Source organism: Isoptericola variabilis 225 (genome assembly GCF_000215105.1).
Classification (GTDB): Bacteria; Actinomycetota; Actinomycetes; order Actinomycetales; family Cellulomonadaceae; genus Isoptericola; species Isoptericola variabilis_A.
This window is the reverse complement of record NC_015588.1, coordinates 2,200,427-2,221,327: the sequence shown is the minus strand read 5'-3', so window position 1 is coordinate 2,221,327 and position 20,901 is coordinate 2,200,427. Positions and strand designations below refer to the sequence as shown.

Genomic DNA, 20,901 nt, shown 5'->3' with positions numbered 1-20,901 from the left:
GTCCGGTCAGCGTGAGCGAGCAGCGCCGTCCGCGCCTCGGCGTGATGGGTGGGACCTTCGACCCCATCCACCACGGGCACCTCGTCGCCGCCTCCGAGGCGGCGGCGCTCCTGGACCTCGACGAGGTCGTGTTCGTGCCCACGGGCAAGCCGAGCTTCAAGCAGCACGCGAAGGTCTCCCCGGCCGAGCACCGTTACCTCATGACGGTCATCGCGACCGCGTCGAACCCCCGGTTCACGGTGAGCCGGGTCGACATCGACCGCCCGGGGCTGACGTACACCGTCGACACGCTGCGCGACCTGCGGGCCGAGCGGCCCGACGCGGACCTGTTCTTCATCACCGGTGCGGACGCCATCGAGCAGATCCTCACCTGGAAGGATGCCGCGCAGCTGTGGGACATGGCACACTTCGTCGCCGTGACACGGCCGGGGCACCACCTCACGGTGGACGGTCTGCCGCCCGACGGGGTGACGACGCTCGAGGTGCCGGCGCTGGCGATCTCCTCCTCGGACTGCCGGCGCCGGGCCGAGGCGGGTCAGCCCGTGTGGTACCTGGTGCCGGACGGCGTGGTCCAGTACATCGCGAAGCACGGTCTGTATCGAGGTCTCGATGAGTGACAACAGCAAGCGCCCGCTGACGCGGCGCGAGATCCGCGAGCGCGAGCAGGCCGCCGCGGCGGCAGCGGCGGCCGCCCAGGGCGGCGCGGGTCCGGCCCCGGGCGGGTCGTCGTACCCGTCGCCGGGCTACGGGCAGCCGCTGTCGGTGCCCGCGCCCGCCCCGGTGCCGCCCCCGGCGTCGTCGCGCGCGAGCGGGCCCACGCCGTCGCGCCGCGCGCTGCGCGAGCAGGCCGCGGCCCAGCAGCCGCCGCAGCTGGCGCCGCCCGCCCCGCAGGGCTACGGCGCGCAGGGTCCGGTCGTGCGCCCGCCCGCGACGTCGGGCGGCGTGCGCAGCGTCGACGAGACGGGCCGCCTGACGCCGGTCGTGCGTCCCGGTGAGGGCGAGCGGTTCGGTGCGCCGTCGGCCGAGGTGCCCGCGCGGCCGAGCGCGCCGCAGCGCACGACCTCCCGCCAGCCGTTCACCGGCCCGGCCGCCCCGTCGGCGGCCGCCTACGGCCGTCCGTCGTCGGCGCCGGCGGCCCCGTCGTCGTCCTCGGGCGCGCCCGATGCGCCGCCGCCGTCGCCGTGGGGCTCCCCGGCCGCGCCCGCCACGCCGTCGCGCACCGAGCCCCCGTCCCCGTTCGGTACGTCGTCCGCCGGCGTGCCGGAGCGCTCGTCACGGCCGAGCCTGCCGTGGGAGACGGCGTCCGCGCAGCCGACGCAGGTCCAGCCGGGCGCGCAGCCCGGCCAGCCCGCCGGCCGCACGTCCGCGTCGCCGTTCGACGCGCTGGTCGGCACCGACCCGCAGCCCGTGCGCGCCCGCGCCGGGGTGCCGGTCGAGGACGACGACGAGGACGACTGGGACGAGCCCGAGAGCTCGTACACGTGGCTGCACTACATCGTGCTCGTGGTCGTGGCGTTCGTCCTCGGCCTGCTGCTGTGGAAGCTGCTGCTCGACGGTCCGGACGAGAGCTTCGAGACCGACCAGCAGGCGGCGGCGACCGTCACGACCCTGCACACCCTGCCGGACGGAGGAGTCCTGTGACCGCCACCGAGCGGGCCGTCGAGCTCGCGATCGTCGCCGCCCGCGCGGCGTCGGACCGCAAGGCTCAGGAGATCATCGCGCTCGACGTGAGCGAGCAGCTCGTCCTCACGGACGTGTTCCTCATCGCGTCCGGCACCAACGAGCGCCAGGTCTCCGCGATCGTCGACGCCGTCGAGGAGCAGATGTACAAGGCCGGCGCCAAGCCCATCCGCCGGGAGGGCAAGGCCGAGGCCCGCTGGGTGCTGCTCGACTTCGGCGACGTCGTCGTGCACGTGCAGCACGCCGAGGACCGCGTCTACTACGCGCTCGAGCGGCTGTGGAAGGACTGCCCCGCGATCGACCTGCCCGCCGACGCCCGCGGCGGCGACGGCGCCGCAGCGGCCGCCGAGTACGGGACCGAGCCCTCCGACGGCTCGATCCGCCTGTCCGACGACGGGAGCTGACGCATGACGGCGAGGACCGTCGTCCTGCTCCGCCACGCCCGTACCGCGTACAACGCGACCCTGCGGCTGCAGGGCCAGATCGACATCCCGCTCGACGACGTCGGGCGCTGGCAGGCCGCCGAGGGGGCGGCCGCGCTGGCCTCGTCGCATCGGGCCGCGCGTATCGTGTCCTCGGACCTCGAGCGCGCCGCCGACACGGCCGCCGCGTACGCGCAGGCGCTCGGGGGAGACGTCGCCGTGCAGACCGACGTGCGGCTGCGCGAGCGGTCCTTCGGTGCCTGGGAGGGCATGACCGGCGAGGAGATCGCCGAGCGCTGGCCCGAGGAGTACGCCGCGTGGCGCCGCGGGCACGACCCGGTCGAGGCGGGTGCCGAGACCAAGGTCGCCGTGGCCGCACGCATGGCGGAGGCCGTGCGCGAGCACGCGGACGCGCTGGAGGGTGACGAGACTCTCGTCGTGGTGTCGCACGGCGCCGCCATCACGCTCGCCGTGACGACGCTGCTCGGGATCGACGTGGACGGGTGGCGCGGCATCGCGGGCGTGCACAACGTGCACTGGTCCCACCTGCACCGGTACGGCGCCGACGCCGTGCCGGAGTGGCGGCTCGTGGCCCACAACGTGGGCGCCGGCTACCCGCTCGACCGGTGGCAGGCGGGGCCCGACTGGAATTTGGAACCTGAGACCAAGTCTGCCTAAGATATCGACGTTCCCGCGGGGCAACCCGGGAGGAACGCACCGAATCAGACGAATCGCCACGGCGAGAGTCGGTTCTCGGGGCTGTGGCGCAGCTGGTAGCGCACCTGCATGGCATGCAGGGGGTCAGGGGTTCGAGTCCCCTCAGCTCCACGTAAGTTGAGCAAATCGAAACCTGCCCCGCCTGAGTGCGGGGCAGGTTCGTTTCTGCGGTCACCGGCTCGGGGACATCGGTGTTGACGTGGGCGAGGACGCTGGCGGCGGGCTCGGCAGGGACGACGCTGATGTTCTCGTCCTCGTCGATGATGATGCGGTCGAACAGGGCTCGGTTGAGCATGCGGCGTTCAGCGGGTTCGCATCGGTTGTAGAGATCGCCGAGGTCGGTAAGCAGGTCAAGGAGCTCGTCGAGACCGTCCCGGGCGCCGGTATAGGTGGCCGTCATGGTGTCGAGGCGTCTGGTGATCTGGTCGAGGCCGGTGCGGATGCGTTCCTGCTCGCTCTTGAGCAGGTCCAGAGGGATCGCGTCGGCGTAGTGGGCCTGGACGAGCTTGAGTCGTTCTGCTTCGAGCTTGTCCTTCTGGGCTTCGAGGAGCTTGCGTTCGTCGTCGCTGGTGGCTTCGAGCTGGTCGAACACCCGGCGCAGCACGCCCTGTACCCGTTCGGCTTCGTTCTTGGTGAGGCCGTTGGTGTTGTAGGTGGCTTCGATGCGCTGCTCGATCCGCTCTGCGAGGATCGCGGAGCGGATGCAGGGGGTGCGCTTGCGGCGCCGTCCGGAACAGGTGAAGTACTCGTACCGGTTGCCGTTCTTGTCGCGGGGCCGTTCGATCATGAGCTTCGCGCCGCAGGAGCAGTACAGGGAGCCTTTGAGGTAGTGGTCGTACTTCTGGGGCCGTTCGCCGACGGCGTTCTTCGCGTCGAGCTGGGCCTGGACTCGGATCCAGGTCTCGGAGTCGACGAGCGGGGTGTGAGCGCCGTCGTAGGTGAGGCCGCGGAAGGTGACTGTGCCTTGGTAGTAAGGGTTGGTCAGCACCTTGTGAAGCGTGGTGGTCGTGATCAGCCGGGCCGGCTGTGCCGGTGTAGGCCGCGTGGTGAGACCTCGCGCGTTGAGTTCCTTGGCTAGGGAGGACAGTGACCAGTCCCCGGTGGCGTAGGCGGTGAACGCGAAACGGATCAGGTCGGCCCGGTCGGGGTCGATGGCGATGTCGCGGATCTCGCGGCCCTTGGCGTCGGTGGTACGCACGTTCAGATACCCGAGCGGCGCCTTGGTGGGGGTGCCGCCGATGGTGGCCTTCTGGGTCATGCCCTTGATGACCTCTTGGGCGAGGTTGAGGGAGTAGAACTCGGCCATCGAGGCGAGGATGCCGTGCATGAGCATGCCCGACGGGGTCTCGTCGATGTTCTCTGTCACCGACACGAGGGTGGTGTTCGCTCCGCGGAGCGTGGCGTGGATGATCGCGTCGTCGAGGCGATTGCGGGCGATCCGGTCGACCTTGTTGATGATGCAGTAGCGGACAGGGTTCGCAGCGATGTAGTCGAGCATCTCCTGCAAGGCGCGCCGTCTGGCGGACTTGGCGGATTCGCCGGGTTCGATGAACTCTTTGACGATGACCGCGCCGAGCTGTTCGGCCTTGCGCTGCGCGGCTTCCCGTTGAGCGGGGATGGACAGGCCTTCTTCTTGCCCGTAGCGGCTGGCCTGGTCTTTCGTGGAGACCCGCAGGTAGGAGATCGCTGGCACCAATCCCTCAGTGGTACCGGTCGCGGCGGTGGCTCTTCGCCGATCCGGTGGGGAGTGACGACGGCGGCGTGATGGCCTGGGTGTAGGGGTCGAGGTCCCCGATGATCAGGAGCGACCAAGCAACCTGATCGATCTCGAGGACCTCGACGTTGTCCAACGCTACGGGGTGCGCTGGCGCGCCCACCACCACTGACCCGTGTTCGCGCTGTGACCTCTTGCTGGGACTGCCCGGCGTGCAGGTCGAGACGGTCGAACGGACCGAGACGTTGATGACGGTGACCGTCTCGACGCCGTGGCGGTTGGAGGGCTGCCCGGACTGCGGGGTCGTGGCCCCGAGCCGGGGACGGCGACGACGGGTCCTGCACGACGTCCCGCATGGCGATGCCCGGGTCCGGCTCGTGTGGCGGCAACGGATCTGGCGGTGCCCGGAGGCTACCTGCCCGCGCGGAACGTTCGCCGAGCAGGTCCCGGCGCTCGTGGCGGCCCGGGGCTCGATCACCACGCGGGCCGTGACGTGGGCGATCGGGCAATTGCGCCGCGAGCACGCCACCATCAGCAGCCTCGCGCGCCGCCTGGCGGTGTCGTGGTGGGCGCTGTGGCGGGCAGTGAAGCCCGAGCTCGAACGTCTCGCTGCCGACGAGTCCCGGTTCACGGGCGTGACCAGCCTCGGGGTGGACGAGCACGTCTGGCACCACGGAAACCCGAAGGCGCGCGGCCCGAAGGAGCTGACCGGGATGGTCGACCTCACCCGGGACCACGAGGGCAGAGTGCACGCCCGGCTGCTGGACCTGGTGCCCGGCCGGTCGAAGAAGGCCTACGCCGACTGGCTCGACGCGCGCGGCGACGACTTCAAGTCCGCGATCGATGTCGCAGCGTTGGACCCGTTCGGCGGCTACAAGTCCGCCATCGACGACCAGCTCGCCGATGCGACCGCGGTGCTGGACGCGTTCCACGTCGTGAAGCTGGGCACCGCCGTGGTCGACGAGGTGCGCCGCCGAGTCCAGCAGGACACCACCGGTCATCGCGGCCGCAAGGGAGACCCGCTGTTCGGCATCCAGACCATCCTGCGTGCCGGAGCCGAGAACCTCACCGACAAGCAGCGAGCCCGCCTGGCGCGGGCGATCGAGGCCGACGAAGCCCACGAGGAGGTGCTCGTCGCCTGGCAGCGCGCCCAGCAGCTGCGCGCCGCCTACCGCGCACCCGACCTGCAGGACGGAAAGCAACGCGCCGAGAAGGTCCTCGCGACCTTCCACACCTGCCCGATCCCCGAGGTCTCGCGTCTCGGACGGACCCTGCGCCGCTGGCGCGAAGCGTTCCTGGCCTACTTCACCACCGGCCGATCGAGCAACGGCGGCACGGAGGCCATGAACGGCATCATCGAGCTCCACCGTCGCCTAGCCCGCGGCTACCGCAACCGCGACAACTACCGGCTACGGATGCTCCTCGCCGGCGGAGGACTCACGCCCTGATCCCCACCGAATCGGCGAAGAGCCCGACTTCTTCACATCATGCAGCGCCCTCCGATACTATGATCGTCGAAAGATTCGTCAGTCGAAGGAGGCCGGGGTGGGCTCGTCGCGAGAAGAGGCTGCGGAGGCTTTCGGCGTCGCTGTTCAGCGGTATCAACGGGTGGTGCAAGCCTTCGATGACGCGGTCGGTCGCACATTGGATCTTGGGGCGACGGAGCTGCGGTGTCTGGACTGGCTGACGGACGGCGCAATGTCCTCGGGCGAGTTGGCGAAGGCTATTGGGCTGCGGCCTGCGGCGACGACCACGCTGGTCGATCGCCTGTCCCGTCGCGGTTTCGTGCGTCGTGGGCCGGCACCAGCGGACCGTCGGAAGGTCTTGGTCGAGTTGACTCCGGAGGGGCAGGAAATCCTCTGGAGGATGTACGGACCCCTCGTGCAGGATGGGCACCGGCTTCTGGAGGAGTTCGACGCCGAGCAGATCCTCGCCTTCGAACGGCTCCTGTCCGCGATGGCGAACAGCGCGGAAGAACACACTCGGCGAGTGGCAGCGGACCCCGGGACGCCTAGCCCCTGAGATGACAGCCCCGCCGCATCGAAGCAGTCGCGCGGGGCGAGGAGAGGTAGAGGAGAAGTAGATGCCGGATATGCACGCGCTTGTAGCGTTCGCCGTGATGTCGTTCGTGCTGATCGTGGTGCCGGGGCCGAGCGTGCTGTTCGTCATCGGCCGCTCCCTGGCGCTGGGCCGGCGGGGCGGGCTGATGAGCGTGCTCGGGAACGAGCTCGGCGGTCTACCGCTTGTTCTCCTGGTGTCCGTGGGGCTCGGCGCCGTCGTCGCGCAATCCGCGATGGTGTTCCTGGTGGTCAAGCTGCTGGGGGCGGGGTATCTCGTGTATCTGGGTCTGCAGGCGATCCGCCATCGGCGCGTGGACACCGCGGCGATGGCCGCCACAGGGCGGAGCACGGTGTCGTCGTGGCGCGTGCTGCGGGAGGGGTTCATCGTGGGTGTGACGAATCCGAAGACGATCGTGTTCTTCGTGGCGGTGCTCCCGCAGTTTGTCAGCCCGGAGAACGGGTCCGTCGCGGTGCAGATGGCGATCCTGGGGCTGGTGTTCACGGCGATCGCGTTCACTTGCGATGCGTGCTGGGCCCTGGTGGCCTCCGCGGCGCGTCAGTGGTTCGCGACGTCGCCGCGTCGGGTGTCGACGATGCGCGCGACCGGCGGCGGGTTGCTCGTCGGCATGGGCGCGACCCTCGCCCTCGCCCCCGCGAAGAGCTGACCGGCGTGCACGAAAAGCGTAGAGCGGTGGCGGATCACCAGGGTGAGCATCTGCTGGAGCGGGCGAGGCGGCTCGACCAGGAGGCATGGGCGATGTGTGAGCGCCTGGGCCTGTGGCGCCGGCTGGAGCGCGTCGGCGCTCCGGTCGTGGTCGGCGCCGCCGGCCTGGGCGTGATCGATCGGCGGGACATCGACATCACCATCTCGTGCGTGGCGCTGAACGAGGAGACCATCGGACGCATCACCTCTCTGGGGGCGGAGCTCGCCACGCACGAGGACGTGCGGCAGGTCGTGATCCGGGACGACACCGGCCGATGGAACACCGACCCGCGATACCCGGACGGCTTCTACCTGGGGCTGGAGATCATGTCGCCGCGCGAGAAGCTGTGGACCGCGGATCTGTGGTTCGTCGACGAGCCCGAACGCCAACCCGACCTCGAGCATCTCCGCCGCTTCGCACCGCTCGTGACCGACGAATCCCGGACCGTCATCCTCGCCTTGAAGCGCTCGGCCCGAACGCGTGGCACAGGCGATGACCCCGTCCCCGGATACCTGATCTATGAAGCCGTCATCCAGGACGCCGTCCGCTCGGAGATGGAGCTTCAGGAGTGGTTGAACCGCCGGAGATCCGAGTCCGCGACCCACGACGAAGGGCCCAACGCATCATGAACGACAGACTCTCCGCGTTCGGGCGAGTCAACGCGCTGCTCGTCGCGCCGCACGCGACGAGGCCGGAGCTCGCGCTCGGATACGGTGCTGCCCTGATGGGAGCTGCGGCTGCGACAGCAGGCGGAATCGTCTCCGGATACGGGGCCGCGCACGTGCTCGTCCTCGCCGTGCTCGGATTCGACATCGCCGGCGGTGTCGTCGTCAACGCCACACGGGCAGCGGCACGACGCTTCCATCGCGGCCCGCACTGGCGACGGCGCTCCGTGCTGTTCGTCGCAGCGCACGTGCACCCGTTCGTCGTCGCCCTGCTCTTCCCCGCACAGACCTGGTCGGCAAGCGCCGTCCTCTACCTGGGCCTGGTCGTATCTGCGCTGCTGATCACGTCGACGCCGCTCGCGCTCCGTCGGCCAGTGGCTTTCGCCTGCGCCGCCGCGCTGATCACGTGGACCATCGTCACTGCGCCGACGGAGGACGCGCTGGCCTGGATCGCGCCGCTGCTCGTCATCAAACTGCTGCTCGCGCACCTGCTCACCGACAGCATCCCGACACCAGAAGCCACATGAGCATGGGACTGCTGCACGCACAGGTGACATCTGATCTGTGGTGCTGAGGAGCACTGCTGGAAGGATGTGCACTGTGCCGAAGCCGTACCCCAAGGAGTTCCGCGACGACGTCGTCCGCGTCGCGAGGAACCGTGAGCCGGGCGTCCACCTCAAGCAGATCGCTGCCGACTTCGGCATCAGCGAGTCGTGCCTGACGAACTGGCTGAAGACCGCCGACGTCGAGGACGGCACCAAGCCCGGCACGACCGCGACTGAGAACGCCGAGCTGCGTGAAGCGAGGAAGAGGATCCGGCTCCTGGAGCAGGAGAACGAGGTCCTGCGCCGGGCGGCTGCCTACCTGTCACAGGCCAACCTGCCGGGAAAATGATGTACCCGCTCGTCCGCGAGCTGGCCGTTGACGGGATCCCCGTCACGGTGACGTGCCGGGTGCTCAAGATCGCTCGCCAGCCCTACTACCGCTGGCTGAGGGAACCGGTCACCGAGGCCGAGCTGACCGAGGCGTACCGGGCGAACGCTCTGTTCGACGCGCACAAGGACGACCCCGAGTTCGGCTACCGGTTCCTCGTCGACGAAGCACGTGACGCCGGTGAGCCGATGGCCGAGCGGACCGCGTGGCGGATCTGCTCGCAGCTGGGCTGGTGGTCGGCGTTCGGCAAGCCCAAGCGAGGCAAGGCGAAGAAGCCCGGCCCGCCGGTCCACGACGACCTGTGCGCGGTGGTCGACAAGCACGGCGTGATCCGGCACGAGTTCAGCGCAGATGGGCCGAACGAGCTCTGGATCGGCGACATCACCGAACACCGGACCGCGGAAGGCAAGCTCTACGTCTGTGCGTTCAAGGACATCTACTCCAACCGGATCGTGGGCTACTCCATCGACTCGCGGATGAAGTCTCGCTTGGCCGTCGCGGCGCTGAACAACGCGGTCGCTCGGCGCGGCGATGTCGCCGGCTGCGTGGTCCACACGGACAGAGGCTCCCAGTTTCGGAGCAGGAAATTCGTGCGTGCCCTCAACCGTCACGGCATGGTCGGCTCGATGGGCCGCGTCGGCGCGGCCGGGGACAACGCCGCCATGGAGAGCTTCTTCGCACTGCTGCAGAAGAACGTCCTGGATCGCCGTCTCTGGGCCACCTGCGAGGAGCTGCGGATCGCGATGGTGACCTGGATTGAACGGACCTACCACCGACGCCGTCGACAGGCCACTCTCGGGCGGTTGACCCCCATCGAGTTCGAGACCATCATGACCGCGCCAGCCACTCAGGCTGCGTGACCCAACCTGTCACCCGTTCGTGCAGCAGTCCCCATGGGCGTGTCCATGATGTCTGATATCTCATCCGGATCAGCGGCGGCTAGCGGAGCATTCCGAGCGACAACCTCATTGAGAGAGCGAACCTCGGCCTGGCGCGGCTCGATGCCCTCGCTCTGTGGCTAAGTGACACCGCGAAGGACATCCCTTAGGCGCTTCTGAGCCTGCAGTGGCCTGTTGGTCACCCCAAAGCTCGCTGCAGAAAGTCATTAACGCCGTCAGTCAAGGCTGAGCAGCGTAGTGAATCGAACCGGTCCAAGGTGTGGTGCCCCCCGGGTAGCTCGACGTAGACGGGCTCATCGGAGTTTTTGGTGGGTGAGTCCTCCTCCGACGAGGAGCATTCGTAGGCGGTAGTTGTCCTTGTTGCGGAAGCCGCGGGCGATGCGGCGGTGGAGCTCGATGACGCCGTTGAGGGCCTCGGTACCGCCGTTCGTCGAGCGGTTGGTGGTGAAGTAGCCGAGGAACTGCTCCTTCCAGCGGCGCAGGGTGCGGCCGAGGCGGGCGACCTCGGGGACGGGGCAGGTGTGGAAGGTGTCGACGATCTGCTCGGCGGTTCTCTTCGCCGCGGTCAGGTCGACCTGGTGGTAGACCGAGCGCAGGCGCTGGTAGCACTGCCAGGCGAGGAAGACCTCACCGTGCGGGTCACCGGCCGGAAGGTAGCGCTCGAGGCGGTCCCACTGCCGCTGGGTGAGGCGGTCGGCGCCGGCGCGCAGGACGTTGCGGACCTTGTACAGCGGGTCGTCCCGGCGGCCGCGGTGACCGGTGGTGTCCTGCTGGACGCGGCGGCGGACCTCGTCGACCACGTCGACCCCGAGCTTAGTCACGTGGAAGGCGTCCAGGACCGCGGCGGCGTCCTCGAGCTCGGCGTCGATCGCGTTCTGGTACCCGCGGAACGGGTCGAGGGTGGCGACCTTCACGCATGCCGTGAACGCCTCCCCGCGGTCCTTGAGCCAGGTCTCGTAGACCTTTCCCGACCGCCCTGGGACGAGGTCGAGCAACCTCGCGCGGGTGCGGCCCTTGTCGTCGCGGGTCAGGTCGACTATGCCGGTCATCTCCTTCGGGCCCTTCTCCTTGGTCCGGTGCGGGGTGTGGTGCCACACGTGCTCGTCCACGCCCAGGACCGTCACGCCGGTGAAGCGGGACTCGTCGGTGGCGAGGTCGTCCAGGACCGGTTCGACGGCCTTCCACAGGGTGTGCCAGTCCACGCCGAGCTGGCGGGCGATCCCCGCGACCGGAGGCGTGCTCGCGGCGCAGCTGGTTGATCGCCCACCAGATCGCCCGGGTCGTCAGCTTTGCCCCGCCGACCACCAGGTCGGGGACGGCCTCGGCGAACGTGCCGGCCGGGCAGTCCGGGTCGGGGCAGCGCCACCTGCGCCGCCGCCACACCACGATCACCGGCGTGCCGAAGGCTGGGGCGTCGTGCAGGCGCCGGACCCGGCGCCCGTGGCCCACGGCCACCACCCCGCACCTGCGGCAGCCCTCGATCTGCGGGGCGGTCTCGACCGTGACGACGAGACTCTGGTCACGGCGACGAACCGCGGTCACGTGCAGGCCGTCGATGCCGAACAGCTCGTCGCAGGAAGGGCAGTAGGACGTGCCGCGCGCAGCGCAGCACGACGTAGGGTGGTCCACCGTCGAGGTCCTCGGATACGTCAGTTGCTTGGTCGCTACTGATCCTGAGGACCTCGACCCCTATCTCCCCGCATCGCCTCTACGCGGCGCGTCGCGTCACACCCTCAACCCACCCGAAAGTCCGAAGAGCCTTCAGGGCTCTTCGCAGATGAGGGGGGCCGGTGACACGCCGGGCGTAGTGGTGACGTCGGGGTAGGGGTCGAGGCCTCCAGGATCGGGAGCGACCAAGCATCCTGTTCCCGAGAGGCCTCGACGTGTCCGAGCCTACGGCCTGTGTGTCCTGCTGCCCTGATCCAAGATCCGCTGATCCGTACTGCGTGCGCTGTGATCTGCTGGTCGGGCTCGAGTCGTTGCACGTGATCGGCGTCGAGCGTGACGACGACGTCGTGTTCGTGGTCGTCGAGTCGGCGCCCGGGCTGATGGGCTGCCCGGCCTGCGGCGTGGTCGCCGCGTCGAAGGGCCGCCGGGTGGTCGAGCTGATCGATGCCCCGGCGTTCGGGCGCCCGGTCCGGTTGCGGTGGCGCAAGCGGCGGTGGGCCTGTCCGGATCCGGGCTGCGAGGTCGGGTCGTTCACCGAGCAGGACGCTCAGATCGCCGCCCCGCGGGCCGTGCTCACGTCGCGCGCGACCCGGTGGGCGATCGCCCAGCTGCGGTCCGAGAACGCGTCGGTCGCAGGACTGGCCCGCCAGCCCGGGGTGTCCTGGTGGACGTGCTGGAACGCGATCCGACCCGTACTCGCCGATGCAGCCGACGACGAGTCCCGCTTCGAAGCGGTCACGACCCTCGGGGTAGACGAGCACGTGTGGCATCACGTCAGCCCGAAGGACCGTGGGCCCAAGGAGCTGACCGGGATGGTCGACCTGACCCGCGACGGCGAGGGCAACACCCACGCCCGGCTGCTGGACCTGGTGCCCGGCCGTTCCGGCACGGTCTACGCCTCCTGGCTGGACGAGCGCGGGGCCGAGTTCCGCGGCCGGGTGCAGATCGCGACCCTGGACCCGTTCCACGGCTACAAGAACGCGATCGACGACCGGCTCGAGGACGCGACTGCGGTGCTGGACGCGTTCCACGTGGTCAAGCTCGCGGGCCAGGCGATCGACGAGGTCCGCCGCCGGGTCCAGCAGCAGACCCTGGGGCACCGAGGCCGCAAGGGCGACCCGCTCTACGGCATCCGCAACATCCTGCGCGCCGCCCCCGAACGCCTCACCGACCGACAGATCAACAGGTTGAACCGGGCCATCGCTGCCCACGATGCCCACGAGGAAGTCCTGGTCGCGTGGCAGGCCGCCCAGGAGGTCCGCACCGCCTATCGGAGCAAGGACCTGACCCACGGGCGCCGGCTGGCCGAGCGCGTCCTGGCGTCCTTGCCGTCATGCCCGATCCCCGAGATCGCCCGCCTCGGACGCACCCTGCGCAAGTGGCGCACCGCGTTCCTCGCCTACTTCGACACCGGCCGCTCATCCAACGGCGGCACCGAGGCCATCAACGGGATCATCGAGCTCGCCCGCCGCATCGCCCGCGGCTTCCGCAACCGCGACAACTACCGCCTCCGCATGCTCCTCGTCGCCGGAGGAATCACACCGTAACCCCCCTCATCTGCGAAGAGCCGGTTTCAGGTCGCTTCCTCCGCACACCCAGCCTAGGAGTGGGTGCGTCGAACGGAGCCAGGTTCCGTGAAATGCGCCGGTGTCGGCTATCGCGAACCAGTTCGGGGCGACTGCAGCGACGTCAGGGTCGTGCGACGTCAGCGGGGAGGGTGACGCGATGGTCGGTGATCCAGGCCTGCGTGCCTCGTGTGGCGATGCGGTGGAAGACGATGCGCAGGATGGCATCTTGCACGATGCGTTGCACGGGGCCGGCTGTCTTGGAACTGCTTGACCGTGCTCCTTCGGCGACGATGCGTTCGACCCGGCTGCGTCGCTGCTGCTCGAAGGTGGCGAAAGCACGCTCGGGCGTGGTCGCCGCGTGGAGGCAGGAAGCGAGGACGACGGCATCTTCCAGTGCCATCGAGGCGCCTTGGCCTGAGCTCGGGGCGGGCGCGTGGATCGCGTCACCGACGAGTCCGAGGCGTCCTCGGTGCCAGGTGGGGACGTGGGGCAGGTCGTAGGTGTTGTCGCCGGCGAGTTCGAGTCGGCCGGTGGTGATGAGGTCGTGGAACGGGCCGGGGTCCGCGGCGGCGAGGTCGGCGAGCAACGTCTGCCAGACCGCCGGGGGAGTGGTGGCCCGTTCCTGGCGTGAGACGGGCTGTCGTGGGACGTTGACGAACCATACGACATCACCGGCCGGGGTCGGCAGTGCGCCGAAGAACGCGCGCCTGCCGAAGACCAGTCGCCACGCGCCTGGTTCCAGGCTTTCCGCGAGCGCGGTGCTCTCCGTGATCCCGCCGAAGTTGGCCAGCCCCATGTAACGCCTCGTCGGCGCTTGTGGGTCGATCGCGGAACGTACCACCGAGTTGATCCCATCGGCCCCGATCACGAGGTCCCCGGCGATCGTCTCGCCTGATTCCAGTGTGACGCTGGCTCCGCGATCGTCCGTGGATGCGCCGGTCACGCGTGACTGTGAGCGCACCTCGATGCCCCGCTGCCGTGCCAGGTCCGTCAGGGCTGCGGCCAGTCGCGTTCGCTTGAACGACAGCGCCACCATGCCGTCCTCGCGTGGGGACCCCAAGGGGATGACACCGAGGGCGCGTCCCGATGCGCTCACCATGACGTTCCGATCGGTGGGTACTCCGAGCCCACGAACGTGCTCCAGCGCCCCTATCGCGTCGAGTGCGGCGACCCCGTTGGCTGCGATGGTGAACCACGACCCGGCCTCGCCCCTGTCGGCCGGGTTCGCATCCAGCAGAAGGGGTTCGATCCCCACGGCCTGCAACGCCATCGCCGTCGCCGGCCCCGCGATACCTCCGCCCACGATCACCGCACGCATCCCACACTCCACTCGTTCGACTATCGGACACTTCGATAATCGAAAGGATTCCACGAGGTCCACCTCTGAGTCAACCCGCACCGGGGGCCGGACATCGCCCTCGTCCGATGACTGATGACCGCGCTCGCCCATGCCGCTGGCGCGCGCCGTGGCGTATCAGATGATCGCCGGACTCCGCGGCATGCAGCCGACGATGAGCACGCAGTCATCCGGGCAGCGCGACCGGACCTGGCGCTGACGTCCTTCGTCGTGAAAAGCGCGATGATCTCAGCCGACTCCCAAGAGGTTCGTGATGGCATGCTGATCGCCGACGTCTGTCCGAGCCCGCGGGCGGTCTTCCCCTCGCTGTTGGATTGCGGGCTCTTCGGACTTTCGGGTGGGTTGAGGGTGTGACGCGACGCGCCGCGTAGAGGCGCGTCGCGTCACACCCTCAACCCACCCGAAAGTCCGAAGAGCCGAATTGCCCTGTGGCTCGCGACCATCCGCGCCAGCGCTGGGGCAAGTTTCGACAAGCCTCCCGCTAGGTCCACCACCATGATGACGCGGGACATCCTTCAGAGATGTCCCGCGTCGTCGTTCATACGAGGAGAGCTCGGCCAGCGGCCGGCTCTCCTCATTCGTTGCGCCAGCAGATGCCCCGGCTAGCGGCCCGTAGCATCGTCCGTCCTCGCGAGCATGACGTGGATCCGGTCCATCTCGATGCGTTGGTCCCCGTCGATGTGGGTGACGAGCCTCCACAGCTCTGGCTCCTGACCACCCTCCGCGGCGAAGCCCCGGATCGCCGTCAACGACCCGAGGACCACCCGCCGACTGACGGACCCGTTCCGGTTCCTCTTCCGGCCCGTGATCGCCGTGCCCATGGTCTGCGCCTTCCTGGCCGTGGTGCTCTGGGTCTTCTTCGAGCGGGGGCTCGGTGCGTCCGCGTACGAGGCCTTCGAGCGGCCGCACCTGCTGCTCCTGGTGTTCGTGGTGACGGTGTTCTCCGGGGGCCTGCACGAGTTCGGGCACGCCGCCGCGAATCGCTACAGCGGCGGAGTGCCGGGTTCCATGGGAGCCAGCCTGTACCTGGTGTGGCCGGCGTTCTACACGGACGTCACGGACAGCTATCGGCTCGACCGGGCCGGCCGCCTCCGTACCGACCTCGGTGGCCTCTACTTCAACGCGGTGGTCGTCGTCGGCACCTACGTCTGGTGGTGGGCCACCGGCTGGGAAGCCCTGCTGCTGGTGGCGACGCAGATCCTGCAGATGGTGACGCAGCTGCTGCCGCTGCTGCGGTTCAACGGGTACCACGTGCTGGCCGACCTGGCGGGCGTCCCGGACCTCTACCACCGGATCCGACCCACCCTGCTGGGGCTGCGCCCTCGTGCTCGGCCGGATCGGCTTCCGGTTCTTCCGGGGCCTGGTCAGGTGGAGCAGGGACTCGGCGCCGAAGCGGGTCGCCGCCGCGGCGCTGGGCGCGGCCGTGCTGGGCGGCCTCGCGTGGGCGTGGTGGCCCGACCCGGGCACGCACCGCCCGATCCAGCCCGACGAGCGCGGGACGCTCACCGCTCTCCTGCAACCGGCGCAGCACGTCCGTCCCGCCGCCGCTCCCGCCGTCGCCGACGAGCCCGGCGGCACGTCGCCGGCCACGTCCACCGGTGCGCCGCAGGCGGGCGCGGCCGCCGAGCGCGTGCTCTCCGGCGGGCAGCCGCTCGTCGCGGCGTTCGAGAAGGGCGAACCGCTGCCCACCAGGGACGACCCGGCGCTCGCCCTCGTGCTGGTCCCCACCGAGGACGCCGACGGCGCCGGCACCGCACCGTCGCAGGATCCGGGCGACGGCTCGGGCGGCGCGCACGAGGACGTCTGGGTCTTCCCGTTCGACAAGCCGCTCCCGCCCTCCGAGGGCGACAACCAGGCCCTCGCCGTGGCGACGGCGGACGGCTCCGTCACGTACGACGTCGCCTTCGCCGTGGTCTGGGCGGACGGTGACGAGGTCCTCAAGGTCAACGAGGCGCACGCCTACGCGTCGTGCACCGACTGCGTGGCCGTCGCGGTCGCGTTCCAGGTCGTGCTCGTGATGGACGACGCCCGCGTGGTGGTCCCGCAGAACCTCGCCGTCGCGGCGAACTACGACTGCTACGAGTGCATCACCGCTGCGATCGCCAGCCAGCTCGTGCTGTCGGTCACCGGGGAACCGGGGGAGCAGCAGCTCCGCGCGCTGGGCGAGGTCTGGAACGAGCTGGTCCGCTTCGCCGAGGGCATCACGTCGCGCAGCATCACCGAGATCATCGCGACGCTCGAGGCCGTCAAGGCGGAGATCGTCGAGATCCTCGCCGACGCCCCGCTCGTCGAACCGACCCCCGTGCCGGCGGGGTCTCCGTCGCCGTCCACCGAGGGGGCACCTCCGCCGACGGAGGCGCCGTCGAGCGACCCGTCGCCGCCGGCCTCCGAGCCGAGCACGAGCACACCGGCGCCCACGCCCGAGCCGACGCAGGAGCCCGCCCCCGCGCCTGAACCCACCGCGGAGCAGCCCACGTCGACGCCCGAGACGACGACGCCCGAGCCCTCCTCGCCGGAGCCCACGGGGGAGGAGTCGTCGCCGACGCAGGAGTCGGCGCCCGCGCAGGAGCCCGCGGCGTCGACCGAGCCGGCGCCCACCGGCTCCACGTCGCCGTAGCGCCGGGAGCACGCGGGCCCAGCGACGGCGGGAGCGCGAGTGCGGCGTCAGCCGCCGAAGAGGCCGCCCAGCTTGTCGCCGCCGAACGTGCGCAGGAGGTCCTGGACGTCGATGCCGTACTTGCCGAGCAGGCCGGCGTCCCGGTCGGTGTCGACCGTGTCGGGCAGCTCGGAGCCGGCCTCGTCGGCCTTGCCCTGCTCGCCCCGGGACCTCAAGAGCTCCAGGATCTGTTCCTTGTCGATCTGCACGGCCGTCTCCCTCTGCTGCTCGTCATGGGTCACCCTCACGCTCACCGATGCCGGTGGGCCCCGCAACAGGGGCGGCGCCCGGCCCGGCCCACGTGCTGCAATGGGTGCGGAGGTGGCCCGTATGAGCCCGCGCGCCTTCCGGTGGGTGCTGCACGTCGACCTGGACCAGTTCCTCGTCGCGGTCGAGGTCCTGCGCCGCCCGGAGCTCGCCGGCAAGCCTGTGATCGTCGGCAGGCGCGGCGACCCGGGGGAGCGGGCCGTGGTCTCGACCGCGTCGTACGAGGCGCGCGCGTTCGGCGTCGGCTCCGGCATGCCGTTGCGCCTCGCGGTCCGCAAGGTGCCGGACGCGATCGTGCTGCCGGTCGACCACGAGGCGTACGGGGCGGCGTCGGAGCAGGTGATGGAGGCGCTGCGCGGGCTCGGCACCGTGGTCGAGGTCCTCGGCTGGGACGAGGCCTTCGTCGGCTGCGACGCCGAGGACCCCGAGCAGGTGGCTCGCCGCATCCAGGACTCCGTCCTGCGCGCCACGGGCCTGCACTGCTCGGTCGGCATCGGGGACAACCGGATCCGCGCGAAGATCGCCACCGGTTTCGGCAAGCCTGCGGGAGTCTTCCGGCTGACGGCGGACAGCTGGTTCGAGGTCATGGGGGAGCGCCCGACGGTCGACCTGTGGGGCGTCGGCACCACTCACCACGCCCGAGGAGGTCGAGACGGCGCTGCTCGAACTCGTCGCGCAGGTGCACGCGGACGTCGAAGCCGAGGGCAGGGACGTCGTCCGCGTGGGTCTGGAAGGTGCGCTACGCGCCCCGAGGAAGCTGCGCACGCCGGCCCGGTCGCTCGAGGACCTCACGACCGCGGTGCTCGCGCTCGCGGCCGCGGGCATCGAGCCCGGCCGCGAGATCCGACTGCTCGGCGTCCGTGCCGAGCTGGAGATGCCCGACGTCGAGGATCTCGAACAGGTCGGCCGTCCCGCTCAGCTCGAGCACGTCACGGACCGGCTTGCTGACACGCGTCAGGACGACGCGGTCGGCGGCGTACAGGGCACGCCACAGCAGCCGCAGCCCGCCGGCGTCGAGGAACGTGACGCGCGACGCGTCGACGTCGAGGGTGCTGCCCCGCACGTGCGTGAGGTGCTCGGACACCCGGCCCTCGAGGAGCTGCGCGGTGCCGTGGTCGAACTCGCCCCACATCACCCAGGAGTGGTCGTGGAGCTCGATGCCGCCGCTCGCGGCGCGCTCGTCGACGATCGGGATGCTCGGCACGTGTCTCCTTCGACGGTCCGTGGCTCCGGTGGCGTTCGACGCGCCGGGCGCAGGTGTGCTGGGTCCCATCCTCACGCGGGCCGGTCCCGCGCGCAGGTCGAGACTCCGGCAGCGACCGGCGGAGGGCCCGCGCCGTCAGTCGAACGCCCGGGCGAGCATGCCGATGACCGGCCAGGCGCCCTCGGAGGTGTTGCCCAGCACGCTGACGGTCGTGGCGGTCGTCGGGTCGTGCGTCGACCGGAACGACACACCGGGGTCGTAGCCCTCCATGACGAGCGCGGGCCCCGTGCGGTGCAGCCACAGTCCGAGGCCGTGGCGCAGGTCCTCGGCGGGCACGTCGTGCCGCGGGCGCGTCATCGCGGCCAGCGTCGCCGGTGACACGACCTCGCCGGCGACCAGCGCCCGCCAGAACCGGTGGAGGTCCGACGCGGTGCTGCAGATCCCGCCGTCGCCGTTGCCCCGGACCGGCAGGTGAAGGACGTTCGACCGGTCGCCGTCGTCGTGCAGGTAGCCGAGCGCGACGTCGGCGGGCAGCTCGTCCGAGCGCGGGAAGCCGGTCCGGGCGAGCCCCGCCCGCGCGCACACCTCCTGCTCCACGAGCTCGTGGTACGGGCGGCCCGACGCGCGCTCGGCCACCAGAGCGAGGACGACGTCGCCGCCGTTGCAGTACGCGAACCGCTCGCCGGGAACGGACGTCTGGGGGAACCCGTCGAGGACCGGGACGAACGCCTCCGTACGGTCGAGGAGGTGGACCGGCACCGGCAGGACGTAGTCGTGGACGTCCCAGCCGGCCTCCTCGTCGAGGTAGTCGCCGATGCCGGACGTGTGCTCGAGCAGGTGCTCGATCGTCACGGCGTCGTCGACCAGCGGGAGGTCCTCGCCGAGGTACCGGCGCACCGGGTCGCCGAGGTCCAGGACCCCGGTCTCGACGAGCCGCATCACGGCGACGGCCGTGAAGGTCTTGCCCCCGCTGGCCAGGCCGAAGCGCGTCTCGACGGTGTTCGGCACGCGGTGGGCGCGGTGCGCGAAGCCGTAGGCCCGGCCGAGCACGCGGCGGTCGCCGACGTCGACGGTGACGACGCCGCTGAACCGCGCCCGGGCGACCGTGTCCTCGAGCGCCCGCTCGTCGACGGCGGGGAGGGCGGTCACGGCGCACCACTCGCACGCGGGTGCGGTTGCGCGGAGGGAGTGCCGACGTCGAGCGCGTCGGCGACGACGTCGGTGGCCCGCTGCCGGCGCGCGTAGGCGGCACGCTGTCGCCGCGTGCCGGCGCCGTCCGCGAGGATCGAGGTGACGACGGACCGGACGAGCTCCTCCTCGCCGTACTCGTCGAGAACGGGGTGCAGCAGCAGGAGGAGCTCGGTGACGACGTCGCCCGCGGGCGCCGGCGTCCCCGTCGTCGGGCTGACCAGCAGCTCGTCGACACCGAACCGGCTCGCGCGCCAGCTCCACGCGCGCAGCTCCGTCACGCTCACCGGCTGGGGCGGGACGCCGCGGCGCCGGTCGCGCGCCGCCGTCTCGACGAGGGCGCGCGCGAGCGCCGCGAGCACGGCGGCGTGCGTCGGGTCCATGCAGACGTCGGCGACCCGCACCTCCACGGTCGGTGCGTGCGTCGAGAGGCGGGCGTCGAAGTAGACCATGCCGTCGTCGAGCGGGACCCTCGAGCGCAGGAGCGAGCCGACGTGCCGCTCGTAGCCGGCGTGCGAACCGAACGCCTCGTACGGCCCGGCGGTGGGCCAGCGGAGCATGACCTGGTACCGGTAGCTCGCGAAGCCCGACTCGACCCCGTACCAGAACGGCGAGTTCGCGCTGAGCGCCAGGAGGACCGGGAGCCACACGCGGATGCGGTCGAGCACCGCGACGCCCTCGTCCGCGTCGTCGACCTCGACGTGCACGTGGAAACCGCACGTGAGCTGTTCGGCGGCGAGCAGCCCGACGTGCTCCTGGATCCGGCGGTACCGCTCGCCCGGTGCCAGGTGCGGGAGGCCGCCGAACACGGGCGTCGCGAGCGCAACAACCCGGCCGCGGACCGCCCGTGCGGACTCGTCGGCGTGGAGCCTGCCGTCGTGGATCGAGGCGAGCTGCTCGGCGAGCGTCCGGCAGGGCGGCCCCACGACCTCGACCTGCTCCTGCTGGAACTCGAGCGTCAGCGTGTGGGTGCCCGACGGCGTCGGCGCCGGACGGACGGTCGCCTCGTCCCCCCGTGCGTGGTGCACGGCACCCTCCCCGGCGGCCAGCGGCAGGAGCGTCCGCGCGTCGACCAGCAGCAGTTCCTCCTCCACGCCGAACGTCCGCACCCGGTCACCCCCGCATCCGCCGGTTCCTCCATCGTGGCCGCAACGCGGCGTCTCTGCAGGAGGAAGGGCGCTCGTGCCTCGCGCGCCCGC

Annotated in this window: 18 protein-coding genes, 1 tRNA gene and 4 pseudogenes; 15 read left to right on the top strand and 8 right to left on the bottom strand. The window is 70.6% G+C overall.

Annotated features, from left to right (window positions below; genetic code table 11):
• The first annotated feature begins 11 nt into the window (after positions 1–11).
• From nadD to ISOVA_RS10360, 5 genes are all read left to right on the top strand, one after another.
• Positions 12–617, top strand: a complete 606-nt coding sequence (nadD, locus tag ISOVA_RS10380) for a nicotinate-nucleotide adenylyltransferase (protein ID WP_081474856.1) — start codon at positions 12–14, stop codon at positions 615–617.
• A complete protein-coding gene (locus ISOVA_RS16460; RefSeq protein WP_013839181.1) occupies positions 610–1,641 on the top strand; it encodes a hypothetical protein in 1,032 nt (343 codons plus the stop codon). The genes nadD and ISOVA_RS16460 overlap by 8 nt, the downstream gene beginning before the upstream one ends.
• A complete protein-coding gene (rsfS, locus tag ISOVA_RS10370) occupies positions 1,638–2,084 on the top strand; it encodes a ribosome silencing factor (RefSeq protein WP_013839180.1) in 447 nt (148 codons plus the stop codon). The genes ISOVA_RS16460 and rsfS overlap by 4 nt, the downstream gene beginning before the upstream one ends.
• Before the next feature lie 3 nt (positions 2,085–2,087).
• The gene (locus ISOVA_RS10365; RefSeq protein ID WP_013839179.1) at positions 2,088–2,780 is read left to right on the top strand and encodes a histidine phosphatase family protein; all 693 of its coding nucleotides are present in this window, start codon (positions 2,088–2,090) and stop codon (positions 2,778–2,780) included.
• Between the two features lie 77 nt (positions 2,781–2,857).
• Positions 2,858–2,930: transfer RNA gene (locus ISOVA_RS10360), tRNA-Ala, on the top strand.
• 598 nt (positions 2,931–3,528) lie between these two features.
• Here ISOVA_RS10360 and ISOVA_RS17660 read toward each other — a convergent pair.
• A pseudogene (locus ISOVA_RS17660) lies at positions 3,529–4,512 on the bottom strand (recombinase family protein); the annotation flags it as partial.
• A 149-nt stretch (positions 4,513–4,661) separates the two neighbouring features.
• Between ISOVA_RS17660 and ISOVA_RS10340 the strand changes: the two are divergent.
• The 6 genes from ISOVA_RS10340 to ISOVA_RS10310 all read left to right on the top strand — a co-directional run bounded on the left by ISOVA_RS10340 (position 4,662) and on the right by ISOVA_RS10310 (position 9,755).
• Positions 4,662–5,981, top strand: coding sequence for an ISL3 family transposase (locus tag ISOVA_RS10340; protein ID WP_013839178.1), 1,320 nt, complete (start codon positions 4,662–4,664; stop codon positions 5,979–5,981).
• 97 nt (positions 5,982–6,078) lie between these two features.
• Complete coding sequence (locus ISOVA_RS10335; RefSeq protein WP_013839177.1) at positions 6,079–6,555, top strand: MarR family winged helix-turn-helix transcriptional regulator; 477 nt, start codon at positions 6,079–6,081, stop codon at positions 6,553–6,555.
• A gap of 61 nt (positions 6,556–6,616) precedes the next feature.
• Entirely contained in the window at positions 6,617–7,258 is a 642-nt protein-coding gene (locus ISOVA_RS10330) for a LysE family translocator (protein ID WP_013839176.1), read from the top strand.
• A 26-nt stretch (positions 7,259–7,284) separates the two neighbouring features.
• A complete protein-coding gene (locus tag ISOVA_RS10325) occupies positions 7,285–7,926 on the top strand; it encodes a hypothetical protein (protein WP_049788320.1) in 642 nt (213 codons plus the stop codon).
• On the top strand, positions 7,923–8,489 hold the full coding sequence (locus ISOVA_RS10320) for a hypothetical protein (protein WP_013839174.1): 567 nt from the start codon (positions 7,923–7,925) through the stop codon (positions 8,487–8,489). The genes ISOVA_RS10325 and ISOVA_RS10320 overlap by 4 nt, the downstream gene beginning before the upstream one ends.
• A gap of 73 nt (positions 8,490–8,562) precedes the next feature.
• A protein-coding gene (locus ISOVA_RS10310) for an IS3 family transposase (RefSeq protein ID WP_143762107.1) occupies positions 8,563–9,755 on the top strand; the annotation gives its coding sequence in 2 pieces (ribosomal slippage) (positions 8,563–8,847 and positions 8,850–9,755; 1,191 coding nt in all).
• A 332-nt stretch (positions 9,756–10,087) separates the two neighbouring features.
• Here the strand turns inward: ISOVA_RS10310 and ISOVA_RS10305 are convergent.
• Positions 10,088–11,423 (bottom strand): annotated as a pseudogene (locus ISOVA_RS10305) (ISL3 family transposase).
• A gap of 254 nt (positions 11,424–11,677) precedes the next feature.
• On the opposite strand from ISOVA_RS10305, the gene ISOVA_RS10300 reads away from it, so the two are divergent.
• Entirely contained in the window at positions 11,678–13,009 is a 1,332-nt protein-coding gene (locus tag ISOVA_RS10300) for an ISL3 family transposase (RefSeq protein WP_463323638.1), read from the top strand.
• A 142-nt stretch (positions 13,010–13,151) separates the two neighbouring features.
• Here ISOVA_RS10300 and ISOVA_RS10295 read toward each other — a convergent pair whose 3' ends face one another.
• Positions 13,152–14,348: an FAD-dependent oxidoreductase gene (locus ISOVA_RS10295; RefSeq protein WP_013839170.1), complete on the bottom strand. Its 1,197-nt coding sequence runs from the start codon at positions 14,346–14,348 to the stop codon at positions 13,152–13,154.
• 114 nt (positions 14,349–14,462) lie between these two features.
• Here ISOVA_RS10295 and ISOVA_RS16455 point away from each other — a divergent pair, with 114 nt between their 5' ends.
• Positions 14,463–14,741 (top strand): hypothetical protein, encoded by a 279-nt coding sequence (locus tag ISOVA_RS16455; protein ID WP_143762106.1) that lies wholly within the window; start codon positions 14,463–14,465, stop codon positions 14,739–14,741.
• 248 nt (positions 14,742–14,989) lie between these two features.
• On the opposite strand, the gene ISOVA_RS10290 is transcribed toward ISOVA_RS16455, so the two are convergent.
• Positions 14,990–15,208 carry a hypothetical protein gene (locus ISOVA_RS10290; protein WP_041294847.1) on the bottom strand — a complete coding sequence of 73 codons (219 nt, stop codon included), beginning with the start codon at positions 15,206–15,208 and terminating at the stop codon, positions 14,990–14,992.
• A 503-nt stretch (positions 15,209–15,711) separates the two neighbouring features.
• Here ISOVA_RS10290 and ISOVA_RS10285 point away from each other — a divergent pair.
• Positions 15,712–17,004 carry a hypothetical protein gene (locus tag ISOVA_RS10285; protein ID WP_013839169.1) on the top strand — a complete coding sequence of 431 codons (1,293 nt, stop codon included), beginning with the start codon at positions 15,712–15,714 and terminating at the stop codon, positions 17,002–17,004.
• A gap of 47 nt (positions 17,005–17,051) precedes the next feature.
• Here the strand turns inward: ISOVA_RS10285 and ISOVA_RS10280 are convergent, their stop codons facing one another.
• Complete coding sequence (locus ISOVA_RS10280; protein ID WP_041294846.1) at positions 17,052–17,252, bottom strand: hypothetical protein; 201 nt, start codon at positions 17,250–17,252, stop codon at positions 17,052–17,054.
• Between the two features lie 121 nt (positions 17,253–17,373).
• Here ISOVA_RS10280 and ISOVA_RS16090 point away from each other — a divergent pair.
• Positions 17,374–18,193, top strand: a pseudogene (locus tag ISOVA_RS16090) (Y-family DNA polymerase); the annotation flags it as partial.
• 66 nt (positions 18,194–18,259) lie between these two features.
• Here ISOVA_RS16090 and ISOVA_RS17275 read toward each other — a convergent pair.
• The 3 genes and pseudogenes from ISOVA_RS17275 to ISOVA_RS10260 all read right to left on the bottom strand — a co-directional run.
• Positions 18,260–18,442: pseudogene (locus tag ISOVA_RS17275) on the bottom strand (STAS domain-containing protein); the annotation flags it as partial.
• Between the two features lie 207 nt (positions 18,443–18,649).
• Positions 18,650–19,663 (bottom strand): serine hydrolase domain-containing protein, encoded by a 1,014-nt coding sequence (locus tag ISOVA_RS10265; protein ID WP_013839165.1) that lies wholly within the window; start codon positions 19,661–19,663, stop codon positions 18,650–18,652.
• Positions 19,660–20,811, bottom strand: coding sequence for a glutamate--cysteine ligase (locus tag ISOVA_RS10260; RefSeq protein ID WP_013839164.1), 1,152 nt, complete (start codon positions 20,809–20,811; stop codon positions 19,660–19,662). Before ISOVA_RS10260 ends, ISOVA_RS10265 begins: the two co-directional genes overlap by 4 nt.
• Positions 20,812–20,901 lie beyond the last annotated feature (90 nt).

Coding starts and splice junctions, on each gene's coding strand:
- ISOVA_RS10330 (WP_013839176.1), top strand. CDS start 6,617: ATGCCGGATATGCACGCGCTTGTAGCGTTCGCCGTGATGTCGTTCGTG.
- ISOVA_RS10295 (WP_013839170.1), bottom strand. CDS start 14,348: ATGCGTGCGGTGATCGTGGGCGGAGGTATCGCGGGGCCGGCGACGGCG.
- ISOVA_RS16460 (WP_013839181.1), top strand. CDS start 610: ATGAGTGACAACAGCAAGCGCCCGCTGACGCGGCGCGAGATCCGCGAG.
- ISOVA_RS10320 (WP_013839174.1), top strand. CDS start 7,923: ATGAACGACAGACTCTCCGCGTTCGGGCGAGTCAACGCGCTGCTCGTC.
- ISOVA_RS10365 (WP_013839179.1), top strand. CDS start 2,088: ATGACGGCGAGGACCGTCGTCCTGCTCCGCCACGCCCGTACCGCGTAC.
- ISOVA_RS16455 (WP_143762106.1), top strand. CDS start 14,463: ATGACCGCGCTCGCCCATGCCGCTGGCGCGCGCCGTGGCGTATCAGAT.
- ISOVA_RS10290 (WP_041294847.1), bottom strand. CDS start 15,208: ATGGGCACGGCGATCACGGGCCGGAAGAGGAACCGGAACGGGTCCGTC.